The sequence below is a fragment of the Parahoeflea halophila genome, assembly GCF_900220985.1.
GTDB classification, from domain to species: domain Bacteria; phylum Pseudomonadota; class Alphaproteobacteria; order Rhizobiales; family Rhizobiaceae; genus Hoeflea; species Hoeflea halophila.
The window spans coordinates 231439-245659 of sequence record NZ_OCPC01000003.1; the positions used below are offsets into that span (position 1 = coordinate 231439).

The 14221-nt window shown below is 61.0% G+C and carries 9 protein-coding genes; 2 read left to right on the forward strand and 7 right to left on the reverse strand.

The window, feature by feature from the left end; translation table 11 throughout:
* The first annotated feature begins 255 nt into the window (after positions 1-255).
* On the forward strand, positions 256-2598 hold the full coding sequence (locus tag CRO46_RS11615) for a PAS domain-containing sensor histidine kinase (protein WP_097107941.1): 2343 nt from the start codon (positions 256-258) through the stop codon (positions 2596-2598).
* A gap of 52 nt (positions 2599-2650) precedes the next feature.
* Here CRO46_RS11615 and CRO46_RS11620 read toward each other — a convergent pair whose 3' ends face one another.
* The 7 genes from CRO46_RS11620 to CRO46_RS11650 form a co-directional block, all read right to left on the reverse strand.
* A complete protein-coding gene (locus CRO46_RS11620; protein WP_097107942.1) occupies positions 2651-3709 on the reverse strand; it encodes a zinc-binding metallopeptidase family protein in 1059 nt (352 codons plus the stop codon).
* Between the two features lie 300 nt (positions 3710-4009).
* Positions 4010-5827, reverse strand: coding sequence for a methyl-accepting chemotaxis protein (locus tag CRO46_RS11625; RefSeq protein ID WP_097108255.1), 1818 nt, complete (start codon positions 5825-5827; stop codon positions 4010-4012).
* Positions 5828-6071: 244 nt separating this feature from the next.
* Positions 6072-6437, reverse strand: coding sequence for a response regulator (locus tag CRO46_RS11630; protein ID WP_179759035.1), 366 nt, complete (start codon positions 6435-6437; stop codon positions 6072-6074).
* A gap of 212 nt (positions 6438-6649) precedes the next feature.
* A complete protein-coding gene (locus tag CRO46_RS11635) occupies positions 6650-9676 on the reverse strand; it encodes a bifunctional [glutamine synthetase] adenylyltransferase/[glutamine synthetase]-adenylyl-L-tyrosine phosphorylase (protein ID WP_097107944.1) in 3027 nt (1008 codons plus the stop codon).
* The gene (locus CRO46_RS11640; RefSeq protein ID WP_097107945.1) at positions 9673-11073 is read right to left on the reverse strand and encodes a sensor histidine kinase; all 1401 of its coding nucleotides are present in this window, start codon (positions 11071-11073) and stop codon (positions 9673-9675) included. The genes CRO46_RS11635 and CRO46_RS11640 overlap by 4 nt, the downstream gene beginning before the upstream one ends.
* On the reverse strand, positions 11073-11750 hold the full coding sequence (locus tag CRO46_RS11645; RefSeq protein ID WP_097107946.1) for a response regulator transcription factor: 678 nt from the start codon (positions 11748-11750) through the stop codon (positions 11073-11075). Before CRO46_RS11645 ends, CRO46_RS11640 begins: the two co-directional genes overlap by 1 nt.
* A 143-nt stretch (positions 11751-11893) precedes the next feature.
* Complete coding sequence (locus CRO46_RS11650) at positions 11894-13450, reverse strand: Do family serine endopeptidase (protein WP_097107947.1); 1557 nt, start codon at positions 13448-13450, stop codon at positions 11894-11896.
* Positions 13451-13742: 292 nt separating this feature from the next.
* On the opposite strand from CRO46_RS11650, the gene CRO46_RS11655 reads away from it, so the two are divergent.
* Positions 13743-14141, forward strand: a complete 399-nt coding sequence (locus CRO46_RS11655; RefSeq protein ID WP_097107948.1) for a GFA family protein — start codon at positions 13743-13745, stop codon at positions 14139-14141.
* The last annotated feature ends 80 nt before the right edge of the window (positions 14142-14221 follow it).

A 14221-nucleotide genomic window follows, 5' to 3' on the forward strand; every position in this document is an offset into this window, starting at 1 on the left:
CGCCTGCCCTGTTGTCCGGTTGGAACGGCGCGGCAGGCGCGTTCTTGCGCCGCCAGACAGGTGATTTGCGGACCCGGTGCCCCGTCCGGAGCATGAGACCTCTTCCGCAGCGCTCCGATTTTGGTGAAATGCAAGCAATTTCAAAATCTTAACGAATGGTTACTTTTAGCACTGGACAAGCCGAATCACCTTTGATTCACTAGGGCAGATCCGAAGATGCGGTAGTTCGGATGCTAACGGGGAAACAATTCAATTATGGCGGATGCGCAGCACCTACCTGCGGCCGGAGGGTCGAATCATGCTCGAAAACCTGGCGTAAAGCGCGCCGACGGGAGGCTGTCGGGTCACGCCAAGCTGTTCGCCCAACCGGCCTACGACCGGCTGATCAGTGCCGAGCCCTTTCTCAAGCGTCTCATTCCAGTGTTGATCGTTGCGTTTCTGGTGGTGGTCGCAGCGGCCCGCTACATGAACATCAGCGACTATCGAGACCGGCTTATGAATGCGGCGGAACACATCACGGCCCTGTCGCTGGCTGCCGCCCACGCAAGTCTTTCCACCGAGCTGAAGCCGGTCCAGCAATCCCTGCGCTGGGACACCGAGGCGCGCCTGAACCGTGCTGTAAGCGCCCTGCCCGACACCGCAGGCCGCTATCTGCTGGTGCTCAATGCTGAAAACCGGGCCTTTGCCGCGACCGCCGGCGGCTATCACCTCGTCGGCAGGCTGATGTCAACGCTGCTGCCCGAATCCTCGCCATTGCGCCTGTTCGGCGACCGGGCCGGGGTCCAGCAGATCAACCTCAATGGCGAGCAGGTGATGGCCGCCATGTCATTGCTGCCCGAAGGTGCCGGATCCGTGCTTTCTGTCACGCCGATCGCCGATATGAACGCGGCCTGGCGGCAGTCGGTCTCGGTCAATGTGACATTGTTCATCGCCACCTCCTCGATCCTGCTCGTCATACTCTACGCCTATTTCAGCCAAGCGGGCCGTGCTCAGGAAGCCGACGAGATCTATCTCGAGAGCCACCGCCGCGTCGACATGGCGCTGTCGCGCGGACGCTGCGGGCTGTGGGATTGGGACATGGCGCGAGGAAGGCTCTATTGGTCGCGATCCATGTACGAGATCCTCGGGCTCCCGCCGCGCGACAGCGTAATCTCGTTCGGCGAGGCCTCGTGTCTGATCCATCCGGACGACGGCGACCTCTACGAAATCGCGCAAAAGGTGGCGAGCGGTGAAATAAAGCAGGTCGATCAGCTGTTTCGCATGCGCCATGCAGATGGCCATTATGTCTGGATGCGGGCCCGGGCACAGGTCGTCGACCCCACCTCGGCCCAGACCCACCTGATCGGCATAGCCATGGATGTCACCGAGCAGCACCGCCTGCAGCAGCGCACCGCAGAGGCCGACCAGCGCCTGTTCGACGCCATCGAAAGCACATCGGAAGCCTTTGTGTTGTGGGACCGAAACGACCGGCTGGTTTTGTGGAACAAGCACTACCAGGAAATTCACGGCCTTCCCGCAGACAGCCTGGCGCCTGGCACGCCGCGCGAAACTGTCGAAGCGGCAGCCACACGACCGGTCGTCGAACGGCGACTGGCTGTCCCCTGCTCCAAGGGCCTGGCGCAGACCTATGAGGTCCAGCTCTGCGACGGACGATGGATGCAGATCAACGAACGCCAGACGCGCGACGGCGGGCAGGTTTCGGTGGGAACAGACATCACGCCGCTGAAGCGCAACCAGGAACGCCTGCGCGAAAGCGAGAAACGGCTGATGGCCACCATCGGCGACCTAACCGCATCGCAAAACGAACTCGAACGCAAGGCCGCGGAGCTGTCTGAACTCAACAGGGATTACCAGATCGAGACCGAACGGGCGGAAGCGGCAAACAAGGCAAAATCAGAGTTCCTTGCCAATATGAGCCACGAGCTGAGAACGCCGCTCAACGCCATCATCGGCTTTTCCGAAGTGCTGCAGGCGCGCATGTTCGGGCCGCTGGGATCGGACAAGTATTCCGAATATGCCGACGACATCCACAATTCCGGCATCCACCTTCTGACCGTCATCAACGACATTCTCGACATGGCCAAGATCGAAGCCGGGCAAATGCGCATTCATTGCCAGCAGGTCGATATGGCGCCGCTGCTCGACGAGGCTCTGAGGCTGGTTGCCATCCAGGCCGAAAAAAAGGGCATCGAGGTTCACCAGAAGATCTCGAAACACCTGTCGCTGAACGCGGACCGGCGGGCGATGAAACAGATCCTGCTCAATCTTTTGTCCAACGCCGTAAAGTTCACGGAAGCTGGCGGCCGGATCATGGTGCGGGCGCGCAAGACATCCTGCGCGGTGACCGTCAGCATCGAAGACACAGGCATCGGCATACCCAAGGCGCTGCTCAGCCGGATCGGCCAGCCGTTCGAACAGGTACAGAACCAGTTCTCGAAATCCACCGGAGGCTCAGGCCTGGGCCTGGCAATCTCGCGCAGCCTTGCCGAACTGCACGGCGGTGCGATGAAAGTCCGCTCCAAGGAGGGTATCGGCACCATCGTCAGCATCCGGATGCCGCTCGAATGCTGCGAAGACCGTCCGGCCACGGCGGCGTAGGCTTCACCGCTGCCTCTCTCGTGAGACACCTCCTGGTCGCTACAGACCCGCGTCAGCCGCGATCGTGGATGATGCCGTGGATGAACTCCAGCTTGGCAAAAATCGTGTCCGAGAGCACGAAGGGATAGAAATCGCTCAATCCGATTGACCGGTTCATGGCGTTCATCGCCACCGTCAGCGGCACCCATGCGTCCATCAGCGGCCGGAACTCCGCCGCACCGTAGGGTCCGGCGTCGGACCAGCCTCCGGGCGTACGCTTCAGGCCGGCATCGGGGGTGTGGCCGTCGAGCCCGTACCAGCCGGCCGTTTCCAGACCGTCGACAATATGAAAGTAGTGCGCCCAGGTTTCGGCGAAATCCTCCCAGGAATGCGCGCAGGCGTAGGAACTGACATGGGTTGCCTCCCAGCCCGCTGGCGCACCGTGCTCATAGTGACGTTTGAGCGCCTCGCCATAGTCCTCGCGTTCATCGCCGAAGATGGCTCGATAGGCATCGAGCTTGGGTGTGTTCCAAACCAGATGATCCCAGTAGTAATGCCCGGATTCGTGGCGGAAGTGGCCGATCAGGGTGCGGTAGGGCTCGCCCATCGCCTTGCGGTATTTTTCCCGTGTGGGATCGTCGGCCTCCGCCACGTTGATGGTGATCAGCCCGCGGTCATGGCCGGTGAGAACCCGCGTGGTCTTGCCATCCGGGGTCAAGGTGTCTGCCTTGAATTCAAACCGCAAGGCGGTATCGGGCTGGTGGACCAGATCGCCGACCCCCAGCTTGAACTTTTCGATGGAATAGAACAGGCGCCGCTTGGCTTCCTCGAGTGCTGCCCAGTGCTCACGGTTCTCGTCCGAGGACAGATCGGGGATTACCAGGGTGTGGCGGCAACTCAGGCAATGCTCTTCCTCATCGTCGCTCTCGACGAGCCAGTTGCAATAGATCGACTGCCGGTTGGCACAGGCCTTGTAGGCAGTCGCACCATCGTGCCAGAGCTGATCATCCGGACTGGCGTAAAACATCTGGTCCCATGCGGGAACATAGCCAAGCCGCGAATGACAGTTGACGCATTCGCTGTTGCGGAAATGGACTTCATTGGAGCAATTGGGACAGGCGTAGCGACGCATGGGGTCAATCCATTGGCTGGTTGGTGAAAGCCGTCAGCGGCAATTGTAGCAAGATGACGCCGGTTTTGAGGCAGATCATTTTTTTGTGCCGCCGCCAAACCGCGCCTGATCCGCACATACGTTTGGATCCGACAAAGGTTCCAGGCATCCTCGCAAATGTCGGCCATCTGCCCTGGCCACAGCCCCGGCCCCTGTTCCATGTCTCATAGCCGCCTCGCGGGTTCCAGACGAGGAAAACCCGGCGCCTGCAAAGGTGCGGGCGCCGGGCTGACTGTTTCAGACCATTCAGATTTCGATGGTTCAGGCCGCGCGAGACTGGCGCTGCTGTGCTCCACCGGCCTGTGGCAAACGGAAGTTGCGCAGCATGGAATTGAGCTGGCCGCTTTCCTGCGTCAGGGTCAAGCTGGCTGCACTGGTCTCTTCGACCATGGCCGCGTTCTGCTGGGTCATCTGGTCCATCTGATTGACCGCAGTGTTGACCTCGGCCAGGGCGCTGGCCTGTTCCTGCGCTGCAGTGGCAATCGAATTGACCTGTTCGTTGACTTGATTCACGAAGCGCTCGATTTCAGAGAGCGCATCTCCGGTGGACTGAACCAGCGACACGCCGTTCTGAACTTCGTTGGCCGAACTGGAAATCAACTGCTTGATTTCCTGTGCGGCTGTCGCCGAACGCTGAGCCAGTTCACGCACTTCCTGGGCGACCACAGCAAAGCCACGGCCGGCCTCACCGGCACGGGCTGCTTCAACACCCGCGTTGAGCGCAAGCAGGTTGGTCTGGAAAGCGATCTCGTCGATCACGCCGATGATCTTGCCGATGCGGTCGGACTCATCCTTGATCCGGTTCATCGCGGTGATCGCCTCGTTGACGATCTTGCCTGACTTGCTGGTGCTCTGGCGGGTTTCGCCAACCATGCGGTTGGCCTCGGAGGCACGCTCGGAGGAGCTGCGAACGGTCGAGGTAATCTCGTCCAGAGCCGCAGCGGTTTCCTCGAGCGAAGCCGCCTGTTGTTCAGTCCGGAGCGAAAGGTTGTTTGCGGCTTCGGCGATCCCGTCGGCGCTGGCGTTGACCACGTCGGTCGACTGCGCAATTGACACGATGACGCTGCCCAGCGCGTTGACCGCCTGGTTGAAATCATCCCGCAGCTTGGCGTATTCCGGCGAGATGTTGTCGATCTGCACCGTCAGGTCGCCGCTCGCAAGCTTCTCCAATGCACCGCCGAGCTTGGCCATGACATCGGCCTGTGACTGGCTGATGTTCTGCTGACGCCGGACACCATCTTCCCGCTCGGCATCGAGCTGCTGCTGCTGCTCAGCTTCGCGTGCACGCATCTCGGCGCGTTCCCGGACTGAATCCCGCAGCACCAGAACTGAGGCTGCCATCTCGCCCACCTCATCCTTGCGCTCGGCTTCAGGAACCTCGCCACTGACATCCTCGCGGGCAATATCCTGCATGGTGGCGTTAAGTCTGCGAATCGGGGTGACGACGCTGCGAACCACAGCCCATGCAACCAGAAGGATCGCCAAGGCGCCGAAGCCCAGGATGACCGCGGTGTTGGTTGCATTGTTCTTGAACAACGCCGCCAGGTCGTCGGCGTAAACACCGGTGCCTACAATCCACCCCCAAGGCGCAAAACCTTCCACATGGGAGTACTTGAGAACTGGTTCTTCGGCTCCCGGCTTGGGCCAATGGTAATCGACATAGCCTTCCCCGTCGGCCTGCACGACTTTCACCATCTCCTGGAAGATGAACTTGCCCGTCGGATCTTTCAGGTCGCCCAGATTCTGGCCTTCCAGCGCCGGCTTGATTGGATGCATGACCATGACTTTATTCATGTCATTGATCCAGAAGTAACCATCAGCCTCATAGCGCATCGGGCGAACTGCCTCGATGGCACGACTTTGGGCCTCCTCGCGCGTCAAAGCGCCCGAGGTTTCGAGGCTGTGAAAATGTTCCAGCATCGCAATGACGCTTTCGTCAAGCGCATTGAGCTTGGCCTTGCGCTCCGCAACCATCGCATTCTGAGAATCATACAGCTTGTAGACGGCAGCTGCCGCAAACACCGCCAAAGCCAGACCTACGAGGAAATACAGCCTCGTGGAAATCTTGAAGTTACCCATCATTGCCTGAACCGATCCTTGATAAACTAAAGGCTAGTGATCGAGGAAACTCGCAAACTAATCTTAATTTTACATAAATTGGCCGGGACAATAATTACCGGTAAAACGGGGACTTCACGGTGCTCACCCAGCTCATATCCGGGCCAGGATCCAGCCACTTGGCTCGCCACAGACGAGGCACGTCCGCCTCGCCCGGGGGCAACAGGCAGCGCGCATCGGTGAGAAACGGCTAGTCGCTGGCCTGTTACTGGCTGGGATGCCGGGCACGGCCGATCAGGCCATCCGATATGGCTTGCCGGAGTTCGAATTTGTCGATCACATCGACAATGCCGTGAGCTCTGTAATCTCCCAGCCTCTCACACTCGCGTGCAGCCGAAATCAGATAAATCCGGCTGTCGCCGCTCACCTCGCCGATCGCGCCAATGGTCTCAGTGTAGCTGTGATGGGGGCGCAACCGGTTGTCGAGGAGGATGATATCGAACGACTGAATGTGAAGTTCAGCAAGCGCCTCATCGAGAGCGTAGGCGGACACAAACGGACAGTCAGGGCCGAAGTTTTCATCAAGATAAAATGACAACAGTTCGTGTTGATGGGGGTCGTCATCGACCAAGAGGATTGTCTGCATGGGTACCCCCGCTACTATCTCGCACGTCTATGCATCGTGCCTGTCCCCGTGTCCATAAATGCCTCAAACAACTTGCCCCAGCCTTGCGCCCCCTGCAATTCTTACTGGTTTTCATGAGACGGGACAAGCGCAGCGAAAGAGTGGGCCCATCGCTTCGCTCGCAGCGTATCTGCCGGCTTGACAAGCGCCGGTCCTGGTCAGGCCATGATCTGCTGAAATACGGTCCGGACCCGTCTCGACGTAGCCTTGAACTCTGCCTCCAGGCTGGCCAGGCTGGGCGTCTCTCCGGATCGTGTAACAAGATCGATCAAGCCCGCCGGTGCTTCCTTCGGCGCGAAACCGCTCTCGGTGCAGAGCCTGACGATCTGGGCGTGACCGGACCACAGCGCCAGCGCATGGCGCAGGCTTTCGGTGATTTCCTCGCCGAGTGCGCCGGGACCAAGGACCTTGAGCATGGCATCGGTGCTGGTGCACTCATTGTGATCGACGGGCTGGGCGATCCGGTCGGGATCAGTGCCTGTGAGCAGTCCGGCGGCGCCATCGTCTTCCGGTGCCGGCTGCCACCCCTCAGCCCGGGCGGTGAGCGAGAGGTACTGGGCGATGAATTCGATATCGATAAGCCCGCCGGGGATGAGCTTGACGTCCCAGATGTCGCGCGGCGGCTTCTCCTGCTCGATCAGAGTGCGCATTTCTGTCAGGTCTTTGAGCAGTTTCGCCCGGTCGCGCGGCCTGGCCAGCACCTCGTCTATCAGCGCACGCGCCTCACCACACAAGCTCTTGTCGCCGCAGACCGCTCGGGCGCGGGTCAACGCCATGTGCTCCCAGGTCCAGGCTTCTTCCGCCTGGTACTTCGAAAAGGCCCGGATCGAAGTCGCCACCGGCCCCTTGTTGCCCGAGGGGCGAAGCCTCAGGTCGACCTCATAGAGGATACCCTCGGCGGTCGGCGCCGAAAGCGCGGCAACCAGCCGCTGGGTCATGCGGGTGTAGTAGCGCACAGGGTCGAGCGGCTTCGGGCCGTCTGAGTCATCGCCGTCGGGATCATGATCATAGAGAAGGATGATATCGACGTCAGACCCGGCGGAGAGTTCATAGCTGCCGAGCTTGCCCATCCCGAGCACGGCAACCCGGCCGCCGGGAATGCGGCCGTGGGCTTCTTCCATGCCTTCGCGAACCGCCTCGAGTGCCGCACCAATGATCAGATCGGCCAGATGCGAGAAACTGCGTGCGGCGCGCTCGGCCGAGATCGCTCCGGTGAGCAGCCTGACCCCGATAAGAAACTTCTGCTCCAGCGCGACAATGCGCAACCGGTCGAGAACTTCCTCATAGGCCTGGGCGCCTTCGAGAAAATTTTCCAGCCGTTCGGCGAGGTAGGCCCGGGTCGGCAACTCCGCCATCAGGCCGGGATCGAGCATGCCGTCGAAGACATGCGGCTTGCGCGAGATGATGTCGGCCAGCCGCGGGGCGGAGGCCATGATCGTGACCATCAGCGACATCAGGCCGGGATTGTTGCCGATCAACGAAAACAGCTGGATGCCGGCCGGCAGGCCCGAAAGGAATGCATCGAACCTGAGCAGCGCCTCATCGGCCCGTTTGGTCGCACCGAACACGCGCAACAGCTCCGGCGTCAGCTCCGTTAGACGCTCACGCGCCTCTTTCGACTGAGTGGCGCGATAGCGGCCGTAATGCCAGGTGCGGATGACGCGGGCGATATCCGAAGGCCGCTCGAAGCCGAGATCGGCAAGTGTCTTGAGGGTGCCGGGATCATCATCGTCCCCGGTAAAGACCAGATTGCCGACGCCGCCGGAAAGGCCCTGCTCCTTTTCGAAGAGGTCGGCATAGCATTGCTCGACATTTGTCAGCACCCTGACATAGGACTTGCCGAAACTCTTCGTGTCGACATCGCCCATCATCAGCGCGATGCGGGCGAGCTCGGCTTCGCTTTCGGGCAAGGTGTGGCTTTGCTCATCGCGCACCATCTGGATGCGATGTTCGACATCACGCAGATACCAGTAGCTTTCCACCAGCAGCCTTGCGGTCGTGGTGTCGATCCAGCGGGCACGCGCCAGCGCCACCAGCATCTCGTCGGTACGGCGCAGCCTGAGTTTCGGCATCCGGCCGCCGGCGATCAGTTGCTGGGTCTGCACAAAGAACTCGATCTCGCGGATTCCGCCTCGGCCAAGCTTCACATTGTGGCCCTTGACCGCAATGTCGCCAAAGCCGCGATGGGCGTGGATCTGCCGCTTGATCGAATGAATGTCGGAGATGGCCGCGAAATCGAGATATTTGCGAAAGACAAACGGAACCAGTTCCTGAAGGAAGCGCTCGCCTGCCTCGATGTCGCCCGCAACCGGCCGGGCCTTGATATAGGCCGCGCGTTCCCAGTTCTGGCCCCTGCTCTCATAATAGTTCATCGCCGCGTAAACCGGGAAGGCCAGCGGCGTCGAGCCGGGATCGGGTCTCAACCGCAGGTCGGTGCGGAAGACATAGCCATCGCCGGTGCGCTCCTGCATGATGCGGACGAGACGGCGGACCATGCGGGCAAACACCTCGGTCGCCTCGTCCCGGTCCTTGACCACGCCGGCAGCCGGATCGAAGAACACGACAATGTCGATATCGGAAGAATAGTTGAGCTCGTGGGCGCCATGCTTGCCCATACCCAGCACGATTAGCCCGGAATTGTCCGAGGGATTGTCCGGATCAGGCAAGGTGAGCTTGCCCGCTTCGTGGCCACCGCGCAGCAGATGATCAAAGGCAGCCCCCAGTGCCGCATCGGCAAGTTCGCTCAGTGCTGCCGTGGTATGTCTGGCATCAGTCAGCCGGGCCAGGTCATTAAGGGCAAGGGCCAGTGACACCCGGCGCTTGGCGCGGCGCAGATGCCGCATCAGTTCGGCCTCGGTGGCAAGCGTGCCATCCGCATTGCGCCAGCTGTCGCGCGCGTCCCCGATGGTGCTGGCAACGAGATAGGCCGCAGGCACGGATACCGCCAGCGCCAGCGACTGGGGATCGATCAGCGCAATTTCCCGCAGATAGGGCGATAGCGCCAGTGCCGCGAGCAGGAACTCGCGGGGCGCGCCGTCCGACGCAAGCACTGCGGCAATCTCGGAATGCTCCGCGGCCAGCGGCTTGAGATCGGCGGCCACGGATTTTGCAGCCTTCTGCGATGGCGCGCGGATGGGGCTGTTGGCGAGATGCTTGATCAATCCGGCGTCTGGCGTGTCTGTCATTTCCCCCCCGGCAGCGCCATGGTCGCGGCGAGGCCGGGATGGTCCCTGGCTTCCGGTGACGCGTCATCGAGCAACAAGTGCCCACCATGCAGCGCCGCAACGGCCTGGACAAGGCTCAATCCCAGTCCGGTTCCGGGTTTTGAACGGCTTTCATCAAGCCGGACGAAACGCTTGACCACATCTTCGCGACGGTTTGCGGGCACGCCGTGGCCATTGTCCGTCACAGCCAGCCGTATCTGGTTACCGGAGCGGCCGAGCGTGACGGCAATTCGAGGATCCGGCCCATCGCCGACATATTTGACCGCATTGTCGATCAGGTTCGACAGCGCCTGCGCCAGAAGCTCGCGGTTACCGCGGATGATTATCCCTGGTTCGACTTTCGCCGTCAGCTTCACCCCTTCCTCCTCGGCCACCGGCTCATAAAGGTCAGCGGCGTCCAGGGCGAGGCCCGACAGGTCGACGTCGGTCATTTGCGCGGTCGAGGAACCGGCCTCGACGCGGCTGATCATCAACAGCGCATTGAAGGTCCTGATCAGCTGATCGCTGTCGGCTATCATCTGTTCGAGCGCTTCGGTCTGGGCTTCAACGCCGCCATCGGCCAGGGCCGCTTCGGCCCGGTTGCGCAAGCGGGTCAGCGGGGTCTTCAGATCATGGGCGATATTGTCGGAAACCTGGCGAAGTCCTTCATTGAGCTGCGCGATGCGTCCCAACATGGTGTTGAGAGACAGGCTCAGCCGGTCGAACTCGTCGCCGGAACCGTTGACGGGCAGGCGCTGAGACAGGTCGCCGGCGAGGATCTTCTTGCTGGCTTCGGACATATGATCAATGCGCCGGAGGGCCCTTCGCCCCACAAGGAACCAGATCGCCAAGGCGCCGACGAACATGATCGCCAGCGCCATGACCAGCGCTTGACGCACCAGTCCGCGTACCTGCTCGCGCTCGCCGATGTCGCGGCCGACCATCAGCCGCATGCCGTTGCCCAGAAACACGACCTGGGCCAGCGCCCGGTGATCTTCGTCCACTCTTTCACCGATCCGCTCGTAACGAAACGGAACCGGGCTCCAGCCTTCGGAATCGAGAACACCTGGCTGCAGCGACGCGATGTTGCCGGCGATCAATTCACCGGTGGGAGCGGCAATGGCATAGAGGTTGGCGCCGGGTCGCCGCGAGCGGCGCTCGATGATCCGCACCAGCCCGGCCACTCCGCCGCCACGGTAAGCGCCTGCGACGATACGCAGCTCATTGGCGATGGCGTCCTGGGTACGGTCACGCTGCATCCCTTCGGAGATCGCAGTGACGTAAAACACCAGCGCGACGGCGCAGAGCGCAAACAGGCCGAGATAGAGCGCCGACAGGCGCACGGCCGTGGTCGACAACATGGCGCGAAGACGGGACATCAGCCTCCGGCTTTCATCATGTAGCCCGCTCCGCGGACCGTTCTGAGCAACGGTTCGCCAAAATCCTTTTCGATCTTCGAGCGCAGTCTGGAAATGTGGACGTCGATGACATTGGTCTGCGGATCGAAATGGTAATCCCAGACATGCTCGAGCAGCATGGTGCGGGTCACCACCTGACCGGCATTCTTCATCAGGTATTCGAGCAGACGGTACTCACGCGGCTGCAACAGGATCTGCTGTCCTGCGCGGCGGACTTCATGGCTCAACCGGTCAAGTTCGAGATCGCCAACGCGGTAAGTGGTCTCCTGCTCGCGCCCACCCTTGCGGCGGCCAAGGATCTCGATCCGGGCGAGCAATTCGGAAAAAGCGTAAGGCTTGGTGAGATAGTCGTCGCCGCCGGCCCGCAGGCCGGTTACGCGGTCATCGACCTGGCCCAATGCCGAAAGAATCAGGGCCGGCGTATCATCTCCCTTTTCGCGCAATTCACTGATGATCGACAGGCCGTCGCGCCTGGGCAGCATGCGGTCGACCACCAGCACGTCATAGCTGTTCTCGGAGGCCAGGAAGAAACCGGAATCGCCATCGCTGGCATGATCGACCGTGATACCTGCTTCGCGAAAGGCTTTTGACAGATAGGCCGCGGTTTCCAGATCGTCTTCGATAATGAGAATCTTCATGGCGTGATCCTAGGGCGCTTTGCGTCGAAATGGAATCATCCGAGATCCGGACACAAAAACGCGGCGGGCTATATGGGGCGGCCCGCCGCGTTTGGCACCCGGAGCACGTCACGTGCTCCGGAATGCAAGTCATTCAGGCCGGATTAGCCCTGGTCGATCGGCAGGGCGACGAAGCGCGACCGATTCTCGTTTTCGACCTGGAACAGGGCTGCCTTGCGGCCATCCTTGGCGGCGGCATCGATAATGCTCACCACATCGGCAGCCTTTGCGACATCCTGGTTGTTGACAGCCAGAATGACGTCGCCGGCACGCAGACCGCGCTCCTCGGCAGCACTGTCGGGCGCCACCGAAGTGATGACAAGGCCGTTACCGGTCTCAGCCGGAACCACAGTCAGGCCGAAGCTGTCGAGGGTGGCTTCCGCCTGAGGTTCGGACGGCACTTCGTCCTGGTCAGGCGCAAGAGCGGCCGTTTCGGTGGGAAGCGAGCCGAGTTCGACCTTAATGGTTTCACTCTTGCCATTGCGCCATACCGTGACATCGACGGTCTTGCCCGGATCCATCGCGGCGATCTTCTTGGCCAGATCACGCGGATCCTCGACCTTGTCGCCATCGACCGCGGTGACCACGTCACCCGCTTCGATACCGGCCTTGGCGGCGGGCGCATCCTCCTGCGGTTCGGTGACCAGAGCGCCTTCGGCATTGGAAAGGCCGAGGGATTCGGCGATGTCGGCGGTGACCGGCTGAATCTGGACGCCAAGCCAGCCGCGCTCGACCGAGCCACTGTCGATGAGATCATTGATCACCGCACGGGCGGTAGTTGCGGGGATCGCAAAGGCAATTCCGACATTGCCGCCCGATGGCGAGAAGATCGCTGTGTTGATGCCGATGACTTCGCCCGACAGGTTGAAGGTCGGACCACCGGAGTTGCCGCGGTTGACGGCCGCATCCACCTGGATGAAATCATCATAGGGGCCTGCGCCGATGTCGCGACCGCGCGCCGAGACGATACCCGCGGTCACGGTGCCGCCAAGACCGAAGGGATTGCCAACAGCTACAACCCAGTCGCCGACACGGATCTTACTGTCATCAGCGAAGTCGACATAGGTGAACTTGCGCTCTTCCTCGACCTTGAGAACGGCCAGATCGGTGCGGCTGTCGCGGCCGACCAGCTTGGCGTCGAGCTCGGTGCCGTCATCCATGATCACGGTGAAGGCAGAGCCGTTTTCAACCACATGGTTGTTGGTCACCAGCAGGCCGTCTTCGGAGATGAAGAAGCCCGAACCCTGGCTGACGGGACGCACCCGGCCGGGACGGCGCTTGCCTTCCGGCCCGCGGCGATCACGCTCGGCGCGGCGGTCATTGTCGTCGCCAAAGCCACGGCTGAACTGATCAAAGAAGCGCTTCATCGGGTGATCGTCCGGCAGGTCGTCAAAGCCGCGGCCGTTAAAATCGAAATTGAAGCCGCCATTGTTGGACACTGGCTTGACTTCGGCCTGGACGCGCACGGACACGACGGCCGGCGACACGGCTTCAACGACATCGGCAAAGCTCGGGGCCTGGGGTGCTTCAACGCGGACGGCGTCGGCGAAAGCGCCGGACACCGGCGCGGGCACGCCAGTGGTCAGCAGGGCAGCGGCGATACCGGCGATTGCGGTGGTGCCAAGGAAGCCCTTGGAGAATCTGCGGGGAGTGTTCGACATATCTCAACCTCTTGTTTGATGCGAAAGCCGTCAATCCGGCTCTTGCCGACGAGACATAGTGCGCAGCCGGTTACGACAAGCTTTCCGGATCATTAAACCTTTGTAATGTTGATTGCCTTGTCTTCGCCACATTGCGCATCGGGGTGTTGTAGAAGAGTCCCTCCTCGCCAGCACACAGGCCGCATGAAGACAGGACCGCGGCTTGCCAGGTTTGCGCGGGTCCTTGCCGCGTCCAGTTTGTTCTTGTATTGTTCCCCGCATCTCAAAGCGTTTTCACAAAGGGATTCAGGTGATGATCAAGGGTAGTTGCTGCTGCGGAGCGGTCAAATTCGAGCTCCTCAATCAACCATCGATGATGGGTACCTGCCATTGCTCGAGATGCAGGAAAGTGGGAGCCAGCACCATCGTTTTCGTCAGGAAGGAAGATCTAAAGTGGATCGTGGGTCGGGAGCATGTGCAGCTGTTCGAGCCGGTTTCGCCATATATTTACGGAAGGTGCTTCTGCAGGATATGCGGCACGTCGCTGGGTGAGATCCTGTCCGATGCAGACAGTTTCCCGATAGCAGCAAACGCACTGGACACCGAACTGAGTGTCCGGAACAGCCTGCACGAATTTGTCGATGAAAAGCCATCCTGGTACGAGATCTGTGATCAGGCAAAACAGTCAAAGGGTCATCCCGCGCCTTCATAGCCGGCTATTTTAACGACACCAGATTTCGCCCGCGGTTTCGAAGCCGGTCGGCGCTGTGATCTGACCGGTTTCGCAAATCA